The organism is Haloarcula sp. Atlit-7R, from assembly GCF_003666065.1.
Lineage (GTDB): Archaea > Halobacteriota > Halobacteria > Halobacteriales > Haloarculaceae > Haloarcula > Haloarcula taiwanensis.
In genome coordinates, this window is sequence record NZ_QXIK01000014.1 from 22,768 (window position 1) to 45,652 (window position 22,885).

Annotated in this window: 32 protein-coding genes; 3 read left to right on the top strand and 29 right to left on the bottom strand. The window is 59.0% G+C overall.

Going from position 1 to position 22,885, the window contains the following annotated elements; translation table 11 throughout:
* Nucleotides 1-395: 395 nt before the first annotated feature.
* Complete coding sequence (locus D3D01_RS19050) at nt 396-722, bottom strand: hypothetical protein (RefSeq protein ID WP_121513347.1); 327 nt, start codon at nt 720-722, stop codon at nt 396-398.
* A gap of 138 nt (nt 723-860) precedes the next feature.
* Between D3D01_RS19050 and D3D01_RS19055 the strand changes: the two genes are divergently transcribed.
* Nucleotides 861-1,784, top strand: coding sequence for a MarR family transcriptional regulator (locus D3D01_RS19055; protein ID WP_121513348.1), 924 nt, complete (start codon nt 861-863; stop codon nt 1,782-1,784).
* Between the two features lie 37 nt (nt 1,785-1,821).
* On the opposite strand, the gene D3D01_RS19060 is transcribed toward D3D01_RS19055, so the two are convergent.
* The 3 genes from D3D01_RS19060 to D3D01_RS19070 all read right to left on the bottom strand — a co-directional run bounded on the left by D3D01_RS19060 (nt 1,822) and on the right by D3D01_RS19070 (nt 3,404).
* A complete protein-coding gene (locus tag D3D01_RS19060) occupies nt 1,822-2,256 on the bottom strand; it encodes a PIN domain-containing protein (protein ID WP_121513349.1) in 435 nt (144 codons plus the stop codon).
* Nucleotides 2,257-2,508 (bottom strand): AbrB/MazE/SpoVT family DNA-binding domain-containing protein, encoded by a 252-nt coding sequence (locus D3D01_RS19065; RefSeq protein ID WP_121513350.1) that lies wholly within the window; start codon nt 2,506-2,508, stop codon nt 2,257-2,259.
* Between the two features lie 74 nt (nt 2,509-2,582).
* Nucleotides 2,583-3,404, bottom strand: a complete 822-nt coding sequence (locus D3D01_RS19070) for a hypothetical protein (protein WP_121513351.1) — start codon at nt 3,402-3,404, stop codon at nt 2,583-2,585.
* 229 nt (nt 3,405-3,633) lie between these two features.
* Here D3D01_RS19070 and D3D01_RS19075 point away from each other — a divergent pair, with 229 nt between their 5' ends.
* Together D3D01_RS19075 and D3D01_RS19080 are read left to right on the top strand one after the other, a co-directional pair.
* A complete protein-coding gene (locus D3D01_RS19075) occupies nt 3,634-4,305 on the top strand; it encodes a helix-turn-helix domain-containing protein (protein ID WP_121513352.1) in 672 nt (223 codons plus the stop codon).
* Nucleotides 4,302-4,997, top strand: a complete 696-nt coding sequence (locus D3D01_RS19080) for a nucleotidyltransferase domain-containing protein (RefSeq protein WP_092893729.1) — start codon at nt 4,302-4,304, stop codon at nt 4,995-4,997. The genes D3D01_RS19075 and D3D01_RS19080 overlap by 4 nt, the downstream gene beginning before the upstream one ends.
* Nucleotides 4,998-5,119: 122 nt before the next feature.
* On the opposite strand, the gene D3D01_RS19085 is transcribed toward D3D01_RS19080, so the two are convergent.
* The 25 genes from D3D01_RS19085 to D3D01_RS19210 all read right to left on the bottom strand — a co-directional run bounded on the left by D3D01_RS19085 (nt 5,120) and on the right by D3D01_RS19210 (nt 22,885).
* Nucleotides 5,120-6,049 carry an ArdC-like ssDNA-binding domain-containing protein gene (locus D3D01_RS19085; protein WP_121513353.1) on the bottom strand — a complete coding sequence of 310 codons (930 nt, stop codon included), beginning with the start codon at nt 6,047-6,049 and terminating at the stop codon, nt 5,120-5,122.
* Nucleotides 6,050-6,459: 410 nt separating this feature from the next.
* On the bottom strand, nt 6,460-6,807 hold the full coding sequence (locus D3D01_RS19095; RefSeq protein ID WP_121513355.1) for a hypothetical protein: 348 nt from the start codon (nt 6,805-6,807) through the stop codon (nt 6,460-6,462).
* Between the two features lie 77 nt (nt 6,808-6,884).
* A complete protein-coding gene (locus tag D3D01_RS19100) occupies nt 6,885-7,886 on the bottom strand; it encodes a DUF6610 family protein (RefSeq protein WP_121513356.1) in 1,002 nt (333 codons plus the stop codon).
* 158 nt (nt 7,887-8,044) lie between these two features.
* Nucleotides 8,045-8,581 (bottom strand): hypothetical protein, encoded by a 537-nt coding sequence (locus D3D01_RS19105; RefSeq protein ID WP_121513357.1) that lies wholly within the window; start codon nt 8,579-8,581, stop codon nt 8,045-8,047.
* Nucleotides 8,578-8,733 carry a hypothetical protein gene (locus tag D3D01_RS24255; protein WP_199725481.1) on the bottom strand — a complete coding sequence of 52 codons (156 nt, stop codon included), beginning with the start codon at nt 8,731-8,733 and terminating at the stop codon, nt 8,578-8,580. The genes D3D01_RS19105 and D3D01_RS24255 overlap by 4 nt, the downstream gene beginning before the upstream one ends.
* Complete coding sequence (locus tag D3D01_RS19110) at nt 8,733-9,419, bottom strand: DUF6166 domain-containing protein (RefSeq protein WP_121513358.1); 687 nt, start codon at nt 9,417-9,419, stop codon at nt 8,733-8,735. The genes D3D01_RS24255 and D3D01_RS19110 overlap by 1 nt, the downstream gene beginning before the upstream one ends.
* Nucleotides 9,420-9,575: 156 nt before the next feature.
* Nucleotides 9,576-9,875, bottom strand: coding sequence for a hypothetical protein (locus D3D01_RS19115; RefSeq protein ID WP_121513359.1), 300 nt, complete (start codon nt 9,873-9,875; stop codon nt 9,576-9,578).
* A gap of 53 nt (nt 9,876-9,928) precedes the next feature.
* Nucleotides 9,929-10,150 (bottom strand): hypothetical protein, encoded by a 222-nt coding sequence (locus D3D01_RS19120; protein ID WP_121513360.1) that lies wholly within the window; start codon nt 10,148-10,150, stop codon nt 9,929-9,931.
* A 49-nt stretch (nt 10,151-10,199) separates the two neighbouring features.
* Nucleotides 10,200-10,475, bottom strand: coding sequence for a hypothetical protein (locus D3D01_RS19125; protein ID WP_121513361.1), 276 nt, complete (start codon nt 10,473-10,475; stop codon nt 10,200-10,202).
* A 23-nt stretch (nt 10,476-10,498) separates the two neighbouring features.
* Nucleotides 10,499-10,900 carry a DUF6166 domain-containing protein gene (locus D3D01_RS19130; RefSeq protein ID WP_094557577.1) on the bottom strand — a complete coding sequence of 134 codons (402 nt, stop codon included), beginning with the start codon at nt 10,898-10,900 and terminating at the stop codon, nt 10,499-10,501.
* Nucleotides 10,901-10,979: 79 nt separating this feature from the next.
* Nucleotides 10,980-11,375: a hypothetical protein gene (locus tag D3D01_RS19135; protein WP_121513362.1), complete on the bottom strand. Its 396-nt coding sequence runs from the start codon at nt 11,373-11,375 to the stop codon at nt 10,980-10,982.
* Between the two features lie 77 nt (nt 11,376-11,452).
* A complete protein-coding gene (locus D3D01_RS19140; protein ID WP_121513363.1) occupies nt 11,453-11,818 on the bottom strand; it encodes a hypothetical protein in 366 nt (121 codons plus the stop codon).
* A gap of 3 nt (nt 11,819-11,821) precedes the next feature.
* Entirely contained in the window at nt 11,822-12,313 is a 492-nt protein-coding gene (locus D3D01_RS19145; RefSeq protein WP_121513414.1) for a hypothetical protein, read from the bottom strand.
* Nucleotides 12,314-12,506: 193 nt separating this feature from the next.
* Nucleotides 12,507-14,543 (bottom strand): AAA family ATPase, encoded by a 2,037-nt coding sequence (locus tag D3D01_RS19150; protein WP_121513364.1) that lies wholly within the window; start codon nt 14,541-14,543, stop codon nt 12,507-12,509.
* Nucleotides 14,536-15,471 (bottom strand): hypothetical protein, encoded by a 936-nt coding sequence (locus D3D01_RS19155; RefSeq protein WP_121513365.1) that lies wholly within the window; start codon nt 15,469-15,471, stop codon nt 14,536-14,538. The genes D3D01_RS19150 and D3D01_RS19155 overlap by 8 nt, the downstream gene beginning before the upstream one ends.
* Nucleotides 15,471-15,977 (bottom strand): hypothetical protein, encoded by a 507-nt coding sequence (locus D3D01_RS19160; protein ID WP_121513366.1) that lies wholly within the window; start codon nt 15,975-15,977, stop codon nt 15,471-15,473. The genes D3D01_RS19155 and D3D01_RS19160 overlap by 1 nt, the downstream gene beginning before the upstream one ends.
* Complete coding sequence (locus D3D01_RS19165; protein ID WP_121513367.1) at nt 15,974-16,780, bottom strand: hypothetical protein; 807 nt, start codon at nt 16,778-16,780, stop codon at nt 15,974-15,976. The genes D3D01_RS19160 and D3D01_RS19165 overlap by 4 nt, the downstream gene beginning before the upstream one ends.
* Before the next feature lie 60 nt (nt 16,781-16,840).
* Nucleotides 16,841-17,263: a hypothetical protein gene (locus D3D01_RS19170; protein WP_121513368.1), complete on the bottom strand. Its 423-nt coding sequence runs from the start codon at nt 17,261-17,263 to the stop codon at nt 16,841-16,843.
* Nucleotides 17,264-17,338: 75 nt separating this feature from the next.
* Complete coding sequence (locus D3D01_RS19175; RefSeq protein WP_121513369.1) at nt 17,339-18,001, bottom strand: DUF6735 family protein; 663 nt, start codon at nt 17,999-18,001, stop codon at nt 17,339-17,341.
* Nucleotides 18,002-18,069: 68 nt separating this feature from the next.
* Nucleotides 18,070-18,450, bottom strand: coding sequence for a hypothetical protein (locus D3D01_RS19180; RefSeq protein ID WP_121513370.1), 381 nt, complete (start codon nt 18,448-18,450; stop codon nt 18,070-18,072).
* A 106-nt stretch (nt 18,451-18,556) separates the two neighbouring features.
* On the bottom strand, nt 18,557-18,745 hold the full coding sequence (locus D3D01_RS19185) for a hypothetical protein (RefSeq protein ID WP_121513371.1): 189 nt from the start codon (nt 18,743-18,745) through the stop codon (nt 18,557-18,559).
* A 141-nt stretch (nt 18,746-18,886) separates the two neighbouring features.
* A complete protein-coding gene (locus tag D3D01_RS19190) occupies nt 18,887-19,774 on the bottom strand; it encodes a hypothetical protein (protein ID WP_121513372.1) in 888 nt (295 codons plus the stop codon).
* 99 nt (nt 19,775-19,873) lie between these two features.
* Nucleotides 19,874-20,800, bottom strand: a complete 927-nt coding sequence (locus D3D01_RS19195) for a transcription initiation factor IIB family protein (RefSeq protein ID WP_121513373.1) — start codon at nt 20,798-20,800, stop codon at nt 19,874-19,876.
* 225 nt (nt 20,801-21,025) lie between these two features.
* The gene (locus D3D01_RS19200; protein ID WP_121513374.1) at nt 21,026-21,889 is read right to left on the bottom strand and encodes a DNA-binding protein; all 864 of its coding nucleotides are present in this window, start codon (nt 21,887-21,889) and stop codon (nt 21,026-21,028) included.
* 666 nt (nt 21,890-22,555) lie between these two features.
* Nucleotides 22,556-22,885 carry a hypothetical protein gene (locus tag D3D01_RS19210; protein WP_121513376.1) on the bottom strand — a complete coding sequence of 110 codons (330 nt, stop codon included), beginning with the start codon at nt 22,883-22,885 and terminating at the stop codon, nt 22,556-22,558.

Consider the following 22,885-nt stretch of genomic DNA (forward strand, 5'->3'; position numbering starts at 1 on the left):
CACTTACTTCTCGAAAACGGGGGGTGTTCGTATCCCGCGCGATGCGTTACAACTCGAAAATGGGGGGTGTCATTCGTCGGGATGTCTCGTTACTACTCGAAAACGGGGGGTGGGTGAGCCAAGAGATTTGACGTGCCGGTCGATGTACTGTACTTTCCCCTTTCCCTCTCCCATTTACAACTCGAAAACGGGGGGTGTGTCCTACGATTTCTTTGTCGTCGGTACCATCGATGATGCGGAAACGGTGGAGAAACGACGGAAACGTGGGGTGGATGTCCTCTCCCTTCGGGTTTCACTCGTCCGGGTTGACCGGACCCATTCACACTCTGGGGGGGTGTCGTCTGCTACGTCTCTAATGGTACTGAAAAGAACATCAGGCTACAGTTCAATCTCGTCTACTCGTCGGGATTCACCGGCCCTTTGTACTTCGATGTCACCGAATCTCCTTCCCGCCACTGCCAGTAGTAGTAGCGGTTGTCGTTGATTTCCTTGATAGTGATCGTCGCCTTCGCCGGCACGTCGTCTGGGAGGTCATCGGGGCGCTCCTCGACGTCGGCGTCATCCGCCTCTTCCTCCTCGAGACGAGCTTCACGCTCCTTGTATTCGGCCAACGCCTCGGCGTAGCTGGCAACGTCCCGAAGATGCTCCGATGTGGCTTCGTTGAGCGTGTTGACGATCTCCGTTGGGAGATTCGCCGGTGGGGTCGGGGGTTCGTAGGACATTGGCTGCTCTCGTGTTAACCAACGCTACCCGCGACTCCATAGTTTTGTTGGTTAAGACGATGGAGACGGTTCTCACAACGGCTGTCTGTAACACTACTCGAAACTTCTTTATATACAAGTTTCGTACTATGTTACACCGTGCTCCGGCGCATCGAACTCGAGGTCCTCGCCACGGTCGACCGCGGCGACACGATCTCCGAGCTCGCGACGAAGCTCAACCACAGCGAGAGTTACCTCTCTCGTGCTGTCGCCGAACTCGTCGAGAAGGGGCTCGTCTACACGGAACGCGACGGGCGGCGAAAACGGGTCGTCCCGTCGGATGCTCGTGCCGTCGAACGCTACCAGGATCTTGTCCGCCAGCACTCCCATATCGACTTCCCCGAGCTACTGACCGGCAAGGCACTCGAGGTGCTGTACTACCTCGACCAGCCGCGAACCGTCTCCGAGATCGCCGACCGGAGCGACAACTACCGCAACACGGTCAACCGTGTTCTCAAGCGGTTTCGTGACCTCGGGCTGGTCGGGACGGACGACGGCCGCTATGACTTTAATGCAAACTTCGACCGCCTCCACGCGTTCGCCCGTGAACTCGCACACCATCTGCATCGCCAACGCCTCGAAGCCGTTGCCCCGAAGGGCACGATTCTCTGGGAGGACTACGACGAATTCCTCGCGCAGGCCGAGACGGAGATCGACGCGGAGGCGTTCCACGAAACCGGCCTCGTTCGATTCGCTGTCTTCGACCTCCAGTTCCTGCTCACCGGCCATCGCTACTACGTCTACTCCGAGGAACTTGACGAAGTCTCGCTGGCGGAGCTCTGTTGTCACACCCTCTTGATTGACGACGGTAGCCGCCACCGCTCGTACTGTCTCCTCCTGCTCAGCCACGTCGACGTCGACGAGGCGGACCTCCGAGAGCAGGCGGCGAAGTATGGGCTCGAAGACGAAATCGACGCCTTGCTCCGCTACCTCGAGACGCACGGCGAGGTCGACGACGACCGGCTCCCGGAGTGGGACGAGTTCCAGGAGCTGGCGGCTGACTACGAGGTGGGACTTTCCTGAGACCGAACGTTGTCGCCAGCCGTGGCGGCTGCCAGGGTTAGTTCGGGTCGTAGGGATTCGTTGCTGTCTCGAGCCGATAGACATCCTCGACAGCGTCAAAATCGTCGTCAAACGCATACAGGTAGCCGAGCCCCTCGGTTTGCATATACGCGATAATGCAGGCGTCGACGAAGGAGAGCGGTTCGTGTTGGCGAAAGAGGGCCTTCCCGGTCGCGAGGGCGTCGGTGGTGAGGGAATCGATGTGGAAGCGGGCGTTTTCTTCAATGCGATCGAGGAGATCGACGGCTGCGTCGTGGCCGGCGTGGGTCGTGAGGCCGTTGAGCGTTTCCGCGAGCACGTAGTCGAGGACGACTGCCTCCGGGAGCGCTCCATTGTCAATGCCGTGGAGCACGGGAAGCGCGGCATCGTGGGATCCATCCCGCCGGTATGCGGCGGCAAAGAGGACTGTCGTATCGATCAGTGTACGGGGCATTTACTCGACGTCGACGCCCCAGGCGTCGTGATCGCTCGTGACATCGGTCGGCTCCTCACCAGCGTAGCCGTCGAAGTCGGCGAACGTGCCCGTTTGCTGTTGGATCACGTGGACCCGAATGCTCCCGTCGTCCTCGAGCTGCCAACGGAGCTGATCGCCATCATCGATATTGAGTTCACGCCGAATCCGGGCGGGGATGTTTGCCTGGTTTCCAGACACCTTGCTTTCGGCGTCGATTCTGTCGCTGCTCATACCTCACGGTAGGTGACCGGCCGTGAAAAGTCTAGTGTGCCGCCACACTACCACGCACTCCAGAAGATATCGTTCTAGTTCGAGGGTGCTGGAAGGCGCCCATCCGGACGTGGAACACGACCCTGTTTGATCTCGTGATCGACGCGACGCAGATGCTTGCAGCCGCCTTCGGGTGAGCGCTGCTGCCAGTCGGGACAGGAACACGACTCGTCGACGACGTCAACTTCGTACCGGTTCCCAGATGCGGACTGTACTTCGTAGCGGCCACCTTTCGAGAGGAGTGAGACGTCCATCGCTTCGGCGACGGCACGCTTCGTGCGAGGCTCGAGATCGTTCTGCGACTGTGTGTTCTCGTCGACGACCAGTCGGTCGCGAACGTCGCCCGTTCGGCCACCGTCGGGAGCGACGGCTTCCGCAGGGCCACTAAGCCGCTCGTGGAGTACTTCCTCCACCGGATGGCCTTCCGGCCAGAGGTAATGGACCTCGCGGCGCTCGCGATGGTCATAGGAGCCGCACGCGGCTGCGCTCCCAGTCCAGACACGCCACGCCCCGAGTGCTGCCATCACGTCGACGATGACTCGCGGAACAGCCTCGTGCTTGTCGGGGTAAAACATCCGAAAGCGAGTACATTCCGCCTGCGGCGGAACCGTCTCCCACCACTCGACGTCGTCGTCCCAGCTCTCGCACATCGCCTTATCCTCCCCGTATCCAACGGTCAGGCCGTCGATCTGCGGTATCTCCACCGATGTCTCGTCAGCCTCGTCTTCGAGCAGCCGAAGGACGGCGTACCGGAGATACTCGTGATTCGGATTGTCTGAAGATTGGGCGACCTGCTCGTGGTGCTCTGCGACTCGCTCTGCCTCGTCGAGAACGGTCGTTAGATATTGGTCGGTCATGGGTCGGTGGAGACGGAAGTGCGCCTCCGCCCCTCGGCGGGCGCTGAAAAAACTTAACCAACAAATACCGATCAATCGTATCCTCTGTTGGTTAACCCCTCTCTGCTCGAATGCTGAGCCGGATCGGACTACCGGAGCTAAGAATAGTATATCTGTATAGCGATAACGTCATAGGGAATACGGGGGACAAGACTAATACCGTTAGATGCGATACCGATAACTAACGATGATGGAGTACGTCGACGAGACCGCGGCGAAGATCATGGTCGCGGCCCGGCCGGGTGACTCGATCCGGCGAATCGCCCAGAAGATCGACGGCTCCTACTCGTGGGTCTACGACTGGATCGAGCGGTTGGAGGACGCAGGCTTCATCCGGCGTGAAGACGGCGTCTACATCGAGAAGTACGCTGTCAGGGATCGCTACTACGATCTCGTCGCGGCCATTTCTCGCGCTGTCCCCCCCTCGATCGACGACGGCTACGTCATTCCACACTTCGCCGGGATGCCCTTTGCGTACACGAAAATCGACGGCGTCTACGTCTGGACCCACGGCGGCTATCAGATCGCTCGCGGCCACGACGATTATCCGATCTTCATCCAGGTCGCCGACCAGGACGTCGAACGGTGGACGGCGTTCTTCGACGAGTTCGGGATTCCGAGCCGGATCGAAGAGCGGCCGGATGCGACCGACTCCGACGCGGCCGTCTCGTACGTGTTGTTCCCGACGAGTGGGGGCATCACTCGCGAGTGGGTCGACGGCAATCCGGTTATTCCGTTGGACGAGACGATCGAGCACATGTTGGAGTACCGGGTGAACTACGAGCCGGCGTTGGAGATGATCGCCGACGAGTACGACCGCGATATCGACGCGTCCCACGAGGATCCGCGTCTCAATGCATGAGCCTCGGTGAACGCGAAGACGAACTACTGGATACGCTGGAGGCAGTCATCGACGCTGACCTGCCGTACGTGCTCGTCGGTGGGTGGGCGATCGCGGCGTTCAATCAACGCTTCACCACGGACGTCGACGTCGTCATTCCGGCCCAAGCGGTCGACGACTACACGGACCTTCTCACCGACCGCGGCTACGAGAAAACGGCCGATGTCGAGCGAAACGAACTCTACGAGGGCCGGACTATCCGGTTTACGAAAGATATCGGGAATCCGGTTCAGTTCGACGCGATGGTGGACGCGCTGGGCTGTCGCCAGACGGAAGCTGAATGGTCGTATCGCTATCTGGCCCAGCACTCTGTCACCGAGGAACTGCGAACCGGGCGCCCGGTAACAGCCAGGATTCCGGAACGGGAGTTGCTGTTCGCGGTGAAACTCCACAGTGGCCGCAAGGCGGATTCCCGGGATCTGGTAGTGCTTGCTGCTGGCGCGGATTTCGACCGGATCGCGACTCATCTGCATCGCGGGGAGTCCGAGAAGCTCGCTGGTCGCATCGAGACTGTCCTCAACCGCCTCACGTCGGAGGATTTCGCAGATGCATTCAAAGGAGTCTTCGAACAGCAAACGGTTCCCGAACAGGATATCGATGCCGTCGTTGAGTTCCTTCGTGACCAGCAGCGCCGAATCGATTCTGAACGATAACATCGACTGTCGATGGGTATGTCTTGGGACCGATCGAAACACGCAGGGTCGGACGCCGAACGAATTAACCAACAGAGTGGGATAGTACCCTCCGGCGTTGGTTAACAGCCGGGAAGGGGTGTTCAGCCCTCTACAACTGTGTCGATGATCTCCTGAGCGGTCGAACTGATCCGGCCGAGACGCTCCTGAATGCTCTCCGCATCGTCGTCCTGCCACGCGGCAAGATAGAACGCTGAACCGCTCGTATCCAGGTCGAAATACCGGCCGACGATGTACGCAACGGCTTCCGCTTCGACCTCGCGTTTTGCGCGCTCGGGCTCGTCGTCGCCATCGAAATGAAGCAGCGCGTGGGCGTACTCGTGAATCAGCGTCACGGCGAGATCGGCCTGATTCGAGCGAGCTTTCGCTTCGACGACGGGTTGGCACTCGTGGAGAGTCCGGTGTTTGCAGACGCCTTTCGCGTCGCCATGCTCCCACTCAGCAGCGTCGACGACGCGGACGTCGATATCGAGCGTAGCTGCCGCATCAAGGAGCGCTGGCACCAGGTCGTCGGCGTTACCAGTGGCCTCGGTTTCCAACTCGGGGAGCGGTTCGCCCTCGGTTTGAGACACATCGAAGACTGCCGTTGGTTTGAATCCAACCAGTCCTTTGGACCACTCCTCGGCCGGCGTCTCGTCATAGTCACAGTCGCTTTGCTCGTGGTAACTCGGCGAATTCTCGCACTCAGGGCACTGCTTCGTAATAATGGGTGCCCAGATCCAGATCGCCTGTTCGCCCTCTTGGACGTGCCGGTCGAACTCCGATCTCCACGTATTGTAGCCCGCCACGCGGGTCGCCTCGGGACATTGGAGCTTGATCAAGAGGGTGTTGCGATGGGAGTAGTCGTGGAATCGGGACTGGACATCGAGCCACTCCTGGAACTGTTGGCTAGCTTTTGCCTCACCGACGTCTGCAATGAGCTCGTCGATCCAGTCTTCGATGGTACTGTGCATCTCGTCGTGTCGGGTGTCGGTCTCCTCGAACGAGACCTCCGACTCACTGGTTGTCAGCATGGATTGCATCACATCGAGTACGACGATGTCTCCGAGAAGTCAGGACGCGCCGCACCCCTCGGGGGCGCACAATAAACATCGGCGCGACTTCGGGGGTTTAGATCGGGGCTGCTATCGGAGGCTAGGATTAACAACCAGTGCGACACAAGCACAGGGAGGATGGGTCTCGTCGAAACGCTCCGCGGGATCGTTGGGACTCGTATGTCCATGACATCCACCCTGTATGAGTGCCGACACTGCGGAACGACCCTTTCCGAGGACGCTGAAACGTGTCCGACCTATGGTGGAGAAGACGTTGCATGCTACCGGTTCTAAGTACACGTCCTCCTATCTGGACAAGTTGCGGTCAGCTCTGTTTCTGTTCGAGATAGTACCCGGTCAAGCACCCCGTAGTGTGAATGGGGGACCGGTTATCGAAGCGCTGCCTTCTCGTCAGCGAACCCGATCGTGACGAGATATTCGAGGAACGCATCGAACTGGTTGACATCACTGGGTGTGTCCGTCGCGAGATGTCGCACCCACTCGATGGCCCACTGGAACGCGGGATCGGTCCCGCCCTTGCCATGTATATACCACCAGCGAGCGGCCTTCAGGACGACGAGCGGATTCGTCGGCGGTTGCTCGCTTGCGAGTCCACGAGTGACCGACCGGATTTCCTCGGGTACCTCAGCGGGGTCGACCTCGCTTGATTGGGTGTTCGATACGTCGACTGGAATGTCGTCGATCGAGACGTTGTTCGGACGCTGTTGTTGACTCACGGAAAATCACCATCTCTGAGGACTCTCTGGATCGAGCCCTCGCCCTCTCTGGAGGGCACGAAAAACAGCTCGCTGCGTCACGCCGGCGGGAGGTAGACGCTCTGCTCGCCGGCGATTTCCTCAAGGTTATTTCGATGGCGGTGGGCAAAGTAGCAGTCGTAACTGCAGTATCCACAGACTGCGCCGGTATCATACTCGGCGACGAATGGACCGCGCCGAGTCGTCCAGACGTTCGCTTCGCATTCGGTACACGCAGCACCATCGAGATCCCCCGGCGATGGCCCCTCATACTCGATCTCGAAGGAGTCGTCCTGTGGTGTCGATTCGGGCCAAACACCTTGAGCCTGCCAGAATTCCTTGAGACGGGCGAGACTGTGGCGGACCGTCTTGCGAACCGTGACGTGGTCGGTGTCGCGACCGCTGTCGTCCCAACCATCCGCAGTCCAGAATTCCCCGAACTGTGCCCCGCGATGTAGGCCGTTCCAATCGAGACCGACAATGTCGGCCGGTGGGTCGTCTGTGAGTGTCGGTCGGGTCAGTTGCTCGATGACGTCGAGCTGTTTCTGCGGGCTTCCACCGAGGATATGAACACGACGGCCCCGCCAGTTGGTCGGCTCGGAGAACTCGTGGGCCAATCGGTCGGCATACCCTCGTGAGTAGCCGAGCACGAGGGCGTCGGGAATCATGTCGATCACCTTGCGGCACTTGGGGACGATGACGAGGTCTGCATCGGGATAGCTCGCCTGTATCTCGCGTGCGGCGGCCACGTATCTATCGACGTCGTCGGGATCGTACACGTCCCCAATCACGCCGACCTTGGGTTCGTGTTCGAAAAACTGGGCGACGTATCGATCCAGATCGGGATTCCGAAAGTCGTTATCCAACATCCCGACGGGGATGTCCAAATGCTTGAACTGAGTCTGCTGATATCCGCAGTCCTCTCGGAACCCGGGTAGGTAGCCGAGCCTGTAGGCATCCAGAGAGAACGGCGCTCGATGAAGGAACGCCACGCTGTCGGCTTGTCTGGCAGCGGCAATCTCGCGTTCAGTGCTGCTGCTGGGGCTGATATCGAGCGACATGAATGTGGTCTGCGAGGGCGAATCCGCCCGCCCTGCACCCTCTCAGAGGGGCAATAAACGGAGCCGGGGTCCGCTATTAACCAACATTAAATCCCAGAACTCGCACTTTGTTGGTTAATTATCTGGACGGCTTCGGTACCTGCCCAGGATTTTCCAACTCACTCGTCGGTGTGGCGTCGACGGCGCACCTGTTCCGGATTTGGCACCCATGGATGGTCGTCCCAGCAGTGGAGGGCGTGCTCTTGTGCCGTGTCGAACAGCGCCTCACACGACCCACACTCGTAGGCGGTCTCGGGCCAGCGTTCCGTGACGAACATCGCTGTCACCGTCGACCTGACTGGATCTGGGGCAGCCGACCGCTGAACATAATCATAGCCGATCACTGTCCGTCGACGAAGCGCCGACTGCGCCAGCCGTTCGGGCCGGTCTGCTGGGAGATACACCCAGCGGACGAACGCCTCTTCTGAGTCCTTCGCCGAGGGTTGAAGGATGAACCACCGGTTATGATCGTCGCGGAAGAGATACCGGTCTGTTCCCCGATTTTGGAGATAGAACGGATCGCCGCGCCCGGCAATCACCCGCAGACCGATGGACGGGGAAATTGGGGTGAGGAGTCGCTCTTCCAGCGTGAGCGAGCGGGACTTACCAGCTGAATTCTCGGTCTCGAAGTCGTCAAGCGTCGCTTCGCCAGTCATGATTCGCCGGAATTCGTCTCGTCTGTGTCTTTCCCAGCTGTTCGCTCGTGCCGGTCGTTGTATCGCTCGAGTTCTCGGCCGATGCACTCCAGCGCCGTGACAGCGCGTTCGATGAGCTGGTACGTTGCTCGCGAAAGTCGGAATTTCTCCATCAGTTGGCCTCCTCTGGCTCGACGAGGTCGTTACTCTCAGCGACGAGTGCCTGAACAGCTGAGGCAGGGTCGTTCTCGACCGGAAGTGTTCGATGGTCAAGCGGGGCGGGATACGCCCGGTCCCCCTGGGCACAAAGTATGATCAACCACTCTTCGCTCCCTTCGGCGAGGACGACGTAGTGGTCGATATCTCGACGTTGGAAGACCGTCCGATCTGTCCGGCTCACCGCACTCCAATTCGCCGGTAGTGACGATGACGGCGTCCCACCATCTGGCGTGAGTGCTTGGTACTCTTCGAATTCGACGAGTGCCGCCTCGATATCCTCCCCGGTGAGGTGCCAGCAGTCGGCCGGGCCATCACACACCAACTGACTGACCACATCGTCGCGGAACTGGATGTGGTGTTGCTGGGCGACGGTTTCGTTGTCGGTGTAATCGAGGAGGAGCGCACAGGCGAGCTGTGCCGGTCCGCTCCCAACGTAGCCCCAGTCGAATCCCGCCGGGCTATGCCGCACGAGACCGAGACTTCGATTTGGGGAGAGGCGTTCGTGTGCGGTGAGGTTCAGGACCACTGGCGTTCCATCGACACGCATTCCGACGTACTCAACGCAGTCTGCACTCGCCTGCCATCGCTCACTCGCATCCTGTACGACTGCTCGTGGATCGGTAGTCGAATTCGTCTCCATCGGTTGCATGCGGGCGTTCGGATTCCCCGCACCCCTGCTGGGGGTCGAAAAACTACAACCGGCTATTAGGCCCTCAGCGTCGCTTCAAAATTAGAACTCAGACTATTATAGTTCAGACTACAATATTTCGACGGATAACTAATCAATAGGGGCAGTCTATTCTTCGAAGAGACAGCGAGCGGCTGCATCGTCGCCAGCGAGGGTTTGCTGATCCTCGTCCGTATCAGCGAAGAGGGTTGACTGATCTCCCTCTGATGTTTGCTCCACTTCGGGTCGATCGTCGACGCCGAACTTACTCGCCTCGGGCTGGTCAAGACGCGAATCTCGGTCGCGATGATCCACGTCAGCGCCGAAATCCTCGAGTGAGGTCTCGACGCTCGTTTCGGTTACTTCGAGTTGGCCATCGTCACCGAACGCGGTCTGTCGTTGAATCTCGATCTCTGGTCGATCGCTCATCTCATTCGAGCCTCCACCCACCGAGGCTCCGACAGACACCTCCGAGTGCTGCGTCAATCGTCTTCTGCGCGGATTTCGCTGGCCCGCTGTTCAAGCCGGCGGAGGATTTGGACCCGTTGCTGATTCGCGTTCTCGTAGGCGACGCAGGCTCGAAGCGTCTCCATATCGTTGATCGTCACGATACCAGCGTTGATGAGTCGCGTATTCGATGGCTCGAGCCGTTGTTCTGGCGAAAGCTCGCTTGCGTCTGTTGTTTGACCGTCTGGATTGCTCACTGATAATCGCCTCCGCCACTGCTGAGGCGACAAAAAACAGCCCTCGTTGTTACCCGTCTTCTTCGGGTTGGATTTGGCGAGCGTCCTCTGCGAGATCGTGGATGTATTCTCTGAGGGTTTCCATGTCCTCGCGAGCGTCTTCGAGGGTCTTGCCTTTCGCTTTCGCGATTACCTCGTCCTGATCTCTGGTACCGGTTCCACGCTTGAGCTTTACGGTGAGGGAGACGCCGACGTCACTGCGTTCGACGTACTCCGTTCGTGTCGTCTGTTCGCTCGATTCAGCCGATTCGCCATCCGCACGAGATGGTTGGGTATGTTCTGACATGGGTTACTTTCGGTGATTGATATTCAGATGGACGGTGCGGCCGGCTCGCCGGGTGTTTCGTGAAGGACTGCGTCGATCTCGGGCCCGGTGAGTCGCCAGCTTCCAGCAGACCCAGCACAGTCCAGGTGGCTCACGACCTCGGTTTTGAATGCCTGGTAGTGATCGAGGGCGAACGCCTCGTCTCCCGTGTAGTCGAGGAGGAGTGCGAGCGCGAGTTGCGCCGGACCACTACCACCATATCCCCATTCGAATCCCGAGGGACTGTGATTCACCAGCGCGAGACTCCGCTCTGGTGTGAGCCGTTCTTGGCCGGGACGTTTCTCAACGATAGCCTGCCCACTCTGCCGATACCCGACGTAGGCGATGTCGCAGTCGCTCGCTGGGCGTGTCTGTTCAATCGGATGTGTGTCGCTAGGTCTACTCATCGGTCTGTTCGGGAGCTACTCGTTCGAGCACCCCCGCACCCCTCAGGGGGTGAAAAACAGCCACAGGGACTGCTTTCCCCTACGCGAGATGGGAGATATCGGCTGGTTCGTCGACATCATCGAACTCGCCTCGTTCGACCGGCTGCCAGTCATCACCGGGTGCTGGACTCCACCAGTCAACCTTGTAGGCACCTGGTGCGCCGAGGATCTTCACCCGTGCCGACCCATCGGGTAGGTCGCGACGGAGCTTCTCGTCGACGTGGAGGTTCCACGTTGAGTGGGTGTCGAAGCAGGCGAGCACGGCCTCCTCGTAGCCGCGTGTCTCTCGGGATTCTTGGAGTTCGACCTGCGTGTTGCAGTTCTTGCAGAACACTCCCTCAAAGGGAATGTGACTGAATACCTCGTGCCCGCAGACGGGACACCAGAGGAACTCGAACAGTGCTTCTCTGTGGCGGTCGATGACTTCCAGACTCATCTGTGGATCTGGCCCGATTGAGACGGGCCACCCATTCCGGCCCAAAATAAACGTCACCGTAGACCCGCACCAATCAATCAGCGCTCGGCGCCGTACACGATTCTCGAGGATGCTTCGTACCCACAGCTCCGACACTCGAACCAACGCTGAACCTTCGCGCCGTCAGCCGTTTTTCTGCCGATTGCCACATCGCTGTTCGGACACTTGGGACAACTCAGTTCGGGCGCTGGCCGTTCCCGGAGCTCGTCACGGAACGATTTCGCGTCTTTTGTCTCGTACCCCCGCGACCACACCGGGTAGCCGTCGACGAGGATTGCGCCACGCCACTTGTAGCGGTACGAATCTGGTGCTCGGTGTAAGACCGCCCGAGCGCCGGTCTCGGTATTCCGGTATGCGAGTGTAGGCGTGCGGCTCTCGCGCTTCCAATTTGTGATTCGACCCATCTGTTAGAAGTGGACGTCGGCGGGCACGATCCAGAGCTCCTCGCTCTCCTCCAGCACTCGATCCAGCTGCTCACGGTGACGGATCCCGTTCGCATATTCGTTGTACAGGAAGATCGTTGGCCCGTCGTAGGCGCCGACCTGGTGGAAGGCGTGCCGAGCGAGATCTTCGTCGCGCATGATCTCCTCATCGGAAAGTTCGTCAAGTGCTTCCCTCACCCGGTCGAGGTTGCGCTCGAACTCCTCTTTCGTCGCCTCCCAGCCACGCTCAAGCAGGTCTTGGCCGTCATCGGAGTCGACGGGGGCTGCAGTCGGCAACTCCCCCCATCGTGCCTTCCCCGCAACGGACGTGTCTTCCTCATCGAAAGTCACGTGGTAGTCGAAGACGGCGCCGGCATGTGGGTCGGCGCCGACTAGGCGGTCGAACACTGTCTTTCCGGTGGCCAGTGCGTCGTCGTGGGTCGATTCTTCTACCAGAGCGTAAATCACCATGTGCATCTCGAACACCTCGAAGCGCCGACGCACCGGGAGTCGTTGCTCGCTCCTGCTGCGCCGGCACCCATCGCCGGCGCTCGAAAAACCCATCTCGAACTACGTGCGTTTCAGAATTTTCCGCACGCTCAACGGATGGACTGCTCCCAGATTGCTACCTTTGTTTTGGCTGTTAAATCCCTATGAACGGTGGTCTAAGTCAGAAATCCTCAATCTGATATTTCTCATTCAGCGCTGAACGATCCGATAACGCTGAATCTGTCACCGTCACAATCACCTGATACTCCGGCAATTCTTCTGGCAACGCCAATACAAAGTTTGTAATATCGGGTGCATTTCCTGTGTCCGGGATATCGAAATATGGAGAGTCAAATATGAACATCCGGATCGGCAGCGTGTTCGACTGCTCTGCCAGCTGCTTCAAGACGGCCGTATGGAACAGTAAGGCCAGAATCTTCCCCTCGTTCGAGTACTCGTTATGCCGATCGGACGGGACATCATTCCCGTCCTCGATCACGACGGTGAAATCGTAGCCCCCCTGTGGATTGAACACAACATTCTGGGCATCGGCAAACCGACCGTGTTCGAAGTAGGAGAGAAGGTCATTCATCTCCTCCCGTAAGTTGTTCTTGAGATCAGTTCGCTCTTCCTCAATATGCCGACGAACGATCCGCTCGAAAGTTTGCAACGCTTGTCGTTTCTCCACCTTCTCACGGCGGCGTTCGTACGCCCCTTCTAAATCTTCAATACGTTCAGTAGTGTCGTCAAGTTCGTCCTCCTTGGCATTGATCTCCACTTGGACCGATGTCGCATCCCGCTCCAGCGAAGATATTTGTGTTTCCAATTCATCCCGTCGGTCGATTAACTGGGTGACATCGCTCTCCGCGATCTGTGATTCTATCGTTTCCAGCTGTTCTTGATGATCTTGGATCCGTGACTCAAGAAGATCTAGTTCCCCCTCGAGTTTTCGTTCCCGGGATCGCAGCTCGGTCAGTTGCTCTTCCACCTCTTCGCGTTCTATGGCCGATTCACGTACGTCCCGCTCGGTGGCCGTTTCAATCCTCTTGTCTGGGACCTCCTTACGACACAGCGGACAATCTCCATCATTCAACAGCCGGCGGCGTTGCGAATCATCGACATCGTTTGTACAGATTGGGCACCGTTCCGGGATGCTCATCATCTCCTGCAGGTTCTGAGCTGTTGAATGAACCTCTTCCCCCATCTCCATCTCCTCATATCGCTCGATACTCAGCCGGGTTTCCCGCAAATCACCGCGTGTCTCCCGTTTTTCGGACTCCAAGTTGTTTATTTGCCGTTGCAGCCGCAGCTTCTCTGACTCCAGCTGTTCCAGCTCATTATCCTGTTCTAGCGTTTCATTGATAGAGCGAAGTTCCGCTCGACGATCCGCTAATTTTGTTTCAATCTCCTTCTTGTTCTCCTGCAATTCGGCCAGCCGTTCCGTCAATTTCTTCTCTCGGCTCTGGGCGATTTTAAGCTCTTCTGCGGCTGTTTCTTCTTCTTCGGTCAGCTCATACTTCTCAGATCGCCGTTTCTTGCTCTGGTTGATCGCAGCGGCTAGGTTAATGCCGAACAGAAGGTCAATGAAATCCTCTTTGTCCTGCCAGCGGAGGAACTTCTTGTACTCTGGCGCCATCAAGCAGAACAATGAGAAAATGTTGTACCGACCAAACTCCCGGGATTCAACCGGCCAGATACCGAACGCCTCGGAAACATCCTGCTGTGTGTTCCGGGCTTGGAAGGGGATGTCATCCTCCGACGATGGATCTGTATTCAGCTTTGGCCGATCGTCACCTGAATACCCGCGGCCGTCCCGGTTTAAAAGCCGTTGAACCAAATAGTGGTTCGTATCGACCGACCAATTCCCGGTTGTTTCTAGCGAATCCTGCTCGGACTGGATCGGATCGGTCAGTGTAATTCGTTGTTTTTCCTGACGGCCGAACAGGTTAAACCGAATTGCCTCAAGGATCGCAGTCTTGCCCTGATCATTTGGGCCGTAGAGAGCTGTATCAGTGTCATCTAGCCGGACCACCCGGTCATCCAGATTTCGGAACTGTTGCGCTCGAATCCGCCGTATCGTTACCCTATCAACGGGAAACTCCGGTTCGTGGTAGTTCGCTTCGAGCAGCTGGCGGCACTCGTCAATCTGATCCGGCTCTATGTCCTCTGCCTCCAACGCCTCAATGATACTCACAATGATCTCCTCACGCTCAGGCATGTGCGAACTCCCCCGTTAACTCGTCTAAGAACTCGATTTCGTTCGCTTTGAATTTTCTCCGCGGGCCGACGAGGAGTTCTGCTCCAGTGGAGGCCTTCTGGAGACGGTCCCCCTCACTAATATATTGAACAAAGTCATCATGCGTCATGTGGGCGATTTCGTCGATTACCGTTTGCTGGGCATAGTTCCAAGATGAGAGCATCATACTATCGGCGTGTTCGATCCGGTCGTAGAACTCGTTCACCATGATTTCGCCCGCAGGCGCTAATTCGACACCATAGCGGCGTTCGTGTTCTCCGACCTCCCCCGTCCCCTTCTGACCGATAACAGGTTCCTCAATTAGTTGCCAGGCGAACAAGCGGTTCTTATCTTCGTAGACGTCGGACGAGAAGGGGCCGGAGCTACGTTTCGTGAAGCGGTAACGGTATCCAGTACGGTCAAGCATTCCGAGATCGCCTTCTAATTCCCCGATGGCAGCGTAGTCATCTTGTTGCGCGATCCTACGGTTCACGAGGTAGACCAGCTTCTGTAGGCGGTACCGCGATTCAATCATTCCAGTGTCGGACCGGTCGCCGTAATCCTTCACCAGCTTCAGTAGCATTGCGAAGTCAATGAGCTCGTCAATCCGGAACCGGAGCTCGTTCCACGTTTTCACCAATTCGTCGCTGGCGACCGTCCCGTCGTGGAATGCAGCCAGTTGCTCCTCCGAGAGCCCGAAACTGCTGAGGGTTGAGATGACGCGGTCGTCCGAGAACACCTCTCGATTCAGGAACGAGTAGTACTCCTCTCCGAATTCCTCAAACTCGCTCCTAGTCGCCATGGCCTCGCCGTAGACTTCGGTGATGGTCCGGACGTATTCCTGCCGTTGCTCGGGATCCAATTCGAACCGGTCAACTGCGCGTTCGAGGACTTTCCATTCGTTCGGCATCAGGGCACCCCCAGTTCATCACAAACCTCGTTGTTCCACTCGATCACCTTTTTCGTCCCACCTGAACAGGCCGGATTCGCCGTGTTCAGGTGGCCCAGCGCGTACGCCACGAGGTATTCCTTTGATGGAGCGACGGAAACTCGTGGATAGCGAGATCCAACCGTTTCCGCCTTGTCAGATCCGTTGACGCAGAGAATAACCTCGCCTTCATTTGGGTAACTCCGCGTCTCAAGATAGTGCTTGAGATGAGGATACGGTTCGTTTTCAAGGCATTCCTGCCAATGGATGATCCAGACGCTGTTCTGAATCAATTTGTCTCGGTCTACGAGGTTGTCTAGTGAGTGGAAGTATTCCTGGATCAGGAGCTTGTCGCCGTGGATTCCGTCCCGGATCTCCTGCACGATGTCGGTGAAGTCTTGGCCGTAGCAGCCGCCGCTCTTGGTGAGAATCAGTAGATTTTCTTCGTGCGGGACGGCATCTTGTGGCGAGTTATACCGGGTAATCATTTCTGTTCTCCAGCGATAATCCGGAGCCTTCGTTGGATCGATTCCAGTTTTTGATGCTCCTGCTCCAAACGTTCATTCTTGTTCTCTCCTTGTCCTTTGATAATGGTTTCCTTCGACAGTTCACTGTGCGTCTCAAAATCGTCTCTCCATGCCTCGAAATCACGTCGTAGCTGTCTCCCGTGAACCGTCTTTGCGTTCGATAACAGTTCTGATAAATCGTTCATCCGATCAGTGAATTCATCATATGCGTCTTGCTTGGCGTGGCTACGATCGTCCTCGTTGACCCATGCGAGGGAGTCTTGCCACGCTGTGACTGTCCCAGTGATAGTCTCGCGGTCGGGTTGTTTGTCAACGACCCGTGCGTGGTACCCGACGGCGAGTAAGGCGGCGAATAGGGTAGTGAGCATTACGGAGAAGACGTAATCCAGACGGTCGATACCAGTTCTACCGGTTGTGGCGAGAATGAGGAGGAGGTAGCCAAATGTGATGACAACGCCTGATGCGGCGATGTAGCCAAGGATGGAAATGGCGAGGCGACGCACTTGTTGGAGTGGTGGGGAAAAGGTGCGTTTCCTCATTTTGGCTGTGAACATGATGAGGATGCCAAGGAAGATGACAGAAGTAGCGGCGTAGACGCCAATGAAGAAATTGGGGTTTGATATTTGGAGGAGGAGGGAGCTGGAGAACTGGAAGGTAAGAAAGACGGAGGCGAATTCAAGGAGAAGAACTTGAAGGAACAGATGGATCCCGTGACCGAATGTTATGTGATCGATGAGGCGTTGGATTGTCCGCTGAGCCTCCATATGGATTCCATGGATGCACCTGGCATATAAAAAAGTGGACCTGCCCCAGAGTTTCCTTTCTCAGGCCTCCTCCACTCGTTCGACAGTGATGGTCAGGTCGCCCGATTCGTAGTCGGCCTCGAAGTCGACGGTGAACGCATCCGAGTCGTACGCGGCGTGGTAGGCACGGTGTTGTTCGAGCGACCCCGTCGCCTTGAAGTGGAAGAACGCAGCTGCAGTGTAGGGCTTGCTCTGGGTCTCGATTTGCGTCTCGACAGAGGCCGGGAGCGCGATTTGTGGTGTGTCCGTGTCGATACTCGCAGCGAACGCCTTCGCTTCCTCAACGCTCGCCTGCGAATGTGCGGGCGTCTCGCCGGTGAGCACGTTTACCGGCGTCTCGGTATCGTCGGTAAACAGGACATCGTGGAAGGTGCGTGTCCCGAGGACTGAGTCGGGATCTAACTCGCAATCGTGGAATGGATCGTCGTCTGGTTTCTCGGGCATCAAATCACGAGCCTACGGTGGGGCTCAGTCCTTTCTGCCCCAGAAAAACCACCATCTGCTTCGACGCAAATCGCCCTACGAGCGGCTGAGTGTCGCGTCCGGAGACGGTGCTTCACCGCTCGGGATGCGCAACTCTTGGCACTTCCCGATCCACTCGCCGAGCTTCTGCTTGAGGTACTGGCGAGCCGTCGACTGGGTGAACACACCCTTGTCGACCATATCGCCAACGACGTCTTTGAGGGCTGTGAACTGCCCCTTCAGATGTCCGTCGCCGACCGGCTCGCCGTCGTGCCACCGAACGGTCGCGAGCGCGCCGTTCCCGACCGTCTCGCCGTGGTCGATTGTCTCCGAATCGTACTGCAGCCCGAACCACAGCGTCCGATAGGCGGTCACCTCGAAGGTGGGTGACACCACGAAGAACGCCTCGTGGTGGAGATAGTCGAGGTGGTCCGCGACGATCTCGTCGAGGGTAAGCCCGGTGGCGCGGGGCTTCGGCTCGACGACCGTCGACGGGCGGTCTTCGCCGGCGAGGTAGCCGTCGATGGCATCTGCCTCGAGGCCATCGGCCAGCTCTGCGAGAAGCTGTTTCGCCCACTTGGAGTCGGTGTCGTCGCCACCGAACGGGGTTTCAGCCGAGATTCGGTGTTTGAGCTTGAGATTCGCTGCACCCCAATGAGAGTAGTGGAGCGTGTACTGTCCGTCAGTTCGTTCGTACGCAACGAGTGCGCGGTGGCCCATTGAACAATCACCTTGCAGGACGACCCACGACTGGATCGCCCCGCACCCCTCCCGGGGGACGAACAACGCTACTCGTCGATCAGATCGGGGGAACTGAGGTCCACGTACAGCACCTCACCGTCGCGGATGACGTACCGTTTCGCCAGCACGGGAAACCGGCACTTGGTAAATCCGGCTGTCTGAATGTCGAATTCTTCGTCCGGTTCGAGATACTCCGCGAGCGACTGGAGGAACTCGTGGGTGACGATGCCACCGTCGTAGTCAGGAAGCCCGTTCTCACGAGCCTCGTACACTTCGAAGCTGTCGTAGCCCCAGATGATCAGTTCGCCGTCGTCGTCCACCTCCCAGTTGAGCGTCCCGAAGCAGTGGTTCTCACAGAGCTGGCGGACGGCCTGTGGGTCTGTTACGAGCGCGCCGGTCGATGTCGTTGCGGCTTGGAGTGTTGCCATGGGTTGTTCTTGGGAGCGGTCTCACGCCCCCGCACCCCTTCAGGGGGCGAACAACCGCTCACGCTGTGACGGCCACAGGACGCTGCGTTGCCGACGCGTCGAGCTGTCAGGATTCTCTGTTGACGTCACCGTCCCTCGTCGGATTCGGTTGGGTGAGAAAATCCACCTGCTTGAGGAGCGTCGTCGCGGTGCTAATTCGCTCTCGATCAGCGGGCTCCAATTGGTCGATGTCGATACTGGTGAGGCTGCTGAGCGCGCGGTGGAGTCGATAGCCGGGGGTGTCTCGTGGGTCCATCTGTGCGCCTCCGCAAATTTGCGGCGCGAAAAACACCTGCGAGCTGTCAGCAGGGCAGTCCGAGGGTAATCACGAACTGGTCTCCAGTTAACCAACAGAACGAATCGATATTGGGATTCGTTGGTTAAACTGGCACCGTCTCTATTGACCGGCTTCGGGTTCAGGCCCATAGCGAGATGTCCCGCATCGCTGACACTCCCACATGGGCTGCCCGGTCCACTCGTCATCGTGGACAGTCTCGAATTCGCGAAATCGATGCTTAGTCTCCCGACCACACTCCCGACACTCGAGGTGAGTTCTGTTTGGGCGCTCGCGTCGTGGCTGTTCGGTATCGGTCTTGTCAACGGATTCCTGGAGCGCAATCGCTGGCACCAGCCAGAGGTCGTCGTCTGCGTCCTCACGGAGGCTTGCAAGACGAGCTTCGGTGCGAACCTCGCTCCCGGTTTCCTCGTAGAGAAACGTCGCGTGCTCGCCGTCGTGACGGGACTGGGTCGTCTCTGTCCACGCCGTCCGCTCACGAGCAGCCGCGAGCAGCTGATTACCACATTCAGACGTGACTCGTGTCGCCGAGGGGAGCGAGGGCCACTGATCGACAAGCTGTGGGGCCGGTTCCTCGTCGAGATCGTAGATTAGCTTGCAGTCATCGACTACTGGGTCACCATCTGCCTTCGCGAGGAGGGTGGCCGCAGCAGATCCCTTCCCGACGGCGCCGTAGAACGTCGACGCCTCGACGAGCAGCTGGATGACGTGGAGGAGAGTCCGTTCGGCATTCGCTGTGTCCTGGTCGTCGGCTCCTTCGAGATGGTTCGTGAGACAGAACCGGCACTTCGACTGGCCAGCGGGGATTGACGCTCCACAGGAAGCGCACTCGGTCTCATCTGCTGTCGGGTCGTCTGGATAGTCCGTGTCGACGCCACCAGAGCGTTGCCGCCGGGGCTCGCCACTACTACTGGCGAGTTGGTCGTCGGGAACGTGGGTCGCTTCGCCGAGCGGTCGGAGGGCTTCGTAGTCGGCGTACTGGTCGGTCATAGAGTGTTCTGGCCGTATCATGCTTCGTCTTCGGATTTAAACAATGGCTCTCACATCAATCAGACAACAAAATACAACCGAAAATCAGCAGTGTGGACGTTAGACAGCCAGTTCGTCTAGTGTGTCGCGGTGGGTCCGTACGGTAACCACCGAGACGTTCGCAACGTCAGCGATGTCTGACTGGGTGAGCCACCGCCCGTCTTCGCGTCCGGCCTTGTACAGACAGGCTGCAGCGAACCCGGATGGTCGAACCCCCGTGGTTGCTCCGGTCGATTCGGATGCTTCTGCCAGCTGCCGAGCCCGCTGCCGGATTTGATCGGAGACGTCGAGCTCAGACGCCAACTGCGGAACGAACGCACTGGGCGTCACCGGCTGGGCCGGCAGGCCAAGTTCCGTATTCAGCGTCGTGTATGCGTTCGTCACCCGCGATTGCTCGACGCGCGCCGACTCGGTGATGTCGTCGAGCGTTCGTGGTCGTCCGTTACACCGACACGCGCCGTAGACGCTCGCGGCGGCCATCGCCTCGATCGACCGGCTCTGCAGGAGGTCCTCGTTCTGAGCACTCCGGAAGAGCTGGCAGGCCTGGTCACGAAGCGTCTCGGACAGTTCGAGCGCACTACTGATCCGGCGGACTTCACTAAGCCCGTGTGCGAGGTTGCGTTCAGCTTTCGATTGAAACCTTCCACGGGTCTGTTCACGCCGCATCCGAGCGAGCCGCCGTCGCTTCTGTCCTGAGAGTTCGTTCCCGTTCGCATCGGTCCCGCGGCCGATCTCCGTCGACAACCCTCGATCGTGCCGCGCCGCCGTCAACGGAGCGCCCGTGCGCTCCCGTTCGTCTTCGTCGAACCCTCGCCACTCTGGCCCGTGGTCGATCCGCTGCTCGTCGATGACGAGCCCACACTCCTCGCAGACGGTCTCGACTGAATTGGTGGTGACCCACCCGTCGCACTCGGGACACTGATTCGATTTCGTGTCGGATTGGACGTCTTCGTCGAAGCCAGTTTCGTAGATGTCTCTGATTGCCATGAATACACACGAGGGGACGCACGCGAATCGCGTCTCTCGGAATGCCCCTCACCCATCACGGGGCAAATACACACCACACGGGACGTCGCTGACACCGATGGACTGCGGTGGCGAAAGCCCGGCCGCGCAACGGCGCGCAGCGCCGTGAGCAGCCCGGACCGTGGAGGTGGTGGGAGGTGGCGGTGACCGCTACACACCAGCAAAAAAAGGGGCGTGTTGCCCCGGCTATTCCCACCAGCGGCCGCGCTCTGGGAATTCGATCCGACTCCAGCCCGTGATGGCGAGACTGCACCGGCCCTGGTACCAGTTCTTCTTGACCGCTCTGAACCTGACCGTCTGCCCCTCTCGAACCACCGTTTTCCCGCTCTTCTCCCAGACCGTGAATTTTGTTCGCCCGCTCTCGTCCTCGATGAGTCCGACTTGTTGGATCGAGTTGTCACTTGGAGTCCAGAGCTCGGTGATTTCACCCTGGACCGTCACTTCTCCCACTGGGACGTCCGGCACATCCGCGATGGGCACGATTGCACCGGGGACCGCCTTCTGCTCCTCCAACGTCTCCAGCACCGCCTTGGTCACGTCCTGGCCGCGCTGCACCTTCTCGGCCAGCTGCTTCGCGGCAACTGCTCTCGACCAGCCACCCTGCACTTCGTCGCTGATCCGCATTGCTTGCTCGTTGACCGCCGCGAGTTCCTCCTGCGTCAGCTTCTCTCGGGGATCCGTGCGCTCCACCGGTTCGGGTTCGTCCCGGCCACACTGCTCGACGACGACCTCTCGCGTCCGCTTCGCGCGTCCCTCCTGCTGACTGAGTTCCGCCTGGGCACTGATGTGCTCCAGCTCGGCTTCCCGGGCCTCGATGCGCTCCTCCTGTTCGAGAGTCTTCCCGAACATGTGATCCGGGCCTTCCTCGACCCGCGCATCTGGGTGGTTGGAATCGACTTTCGCCTGCACTTCCATGTCGACCGTCGCCCGGAACTCCGGGGTCTCGTCGACGACTTCGAATCCGTCCTCGTCGACCTCGACGTCATCGTGTTTCTCGAAAGCCTGTTCATCGACCGAAACCTCATTACCGAAGACGTTCTTACTCGACATTGGAGTTAGTACAGCTCCGAAGGCGCTCACGCGCCCGACACCGCGATGCTACAACATCGCGGATTTCCTCGACGACAACGACCGACAGACTCGTCTGCGCGCTCTCGCTCGCGCCTTCGCGAGCGCCCTGTGGGCGCGAGCGAGAGCGCGCCCGAGGCGGACGACCATCCAGCACCGCGCGCCGACCCGCCCGGAGCGAGCGGCCAGCGGGATATGCCCGCTCGTGTCCGGCCCGATGTGCGGGTCCGTGTCCAGGGCGACTGTCGCCGAGAACGCGCGCCGCGGTGTGGCGCGCGACAGCGCAGGCGGCACAAAGCGCTGGAACGCGAAAGCCCGCAAGGGGCGCAACCGACGGGGATACCCGCTGGCGCCGAGGGCACATCCATTTTAGCCCGGAACGGGCGCGGGCGGTGCGGAGAGCGCCCGCACGCCCGGAATGGTCGGTCGCGAGCGACGCGGAGGGCGGAACGCGGCGAGCGGGGCGGGCCATAACGGACACACCTGTCTAGCCGGCCGCGACACTCGGCGATCCAGCTACCGTCCTGGTGGACTCAGAAAGGGCGAGGCCGCCTCGGCCGTCCCCCGACCCCGCAAGCACCGCAGGCACGAGGCGCGCAGCGGTGGTCGCGGGATGCCGAGCGGCCGAGGGCTTTCAGAAACTGTATTTCAATCGTCGTGCTGCGCGTTCAATTCTGTAAGGAACTGGCCGGCTGCTGTCCCGATACGAACACCGTCGACGTTACGCATCTCGAGGTCATGCGTGGCAGTCCGAAAGGGGTGGTGGTCGACGAGAACGCGATGGATAACAGTTCGGACAGGGCCGGTCCCGTACCTGTCGACGACAGTCGCCATCATCTCGTCGAGATGTGCATCCCGGTGCTCCGTCCGGGGATGCTGTGCGCGTTCGAGCACGAGTTCGACTACATCGTCAACTGATGCGTGCTCGGGATTCTTCGTTCGTTCACGAACGTCGTAGAGAGCGTCGTTATCAGGCAT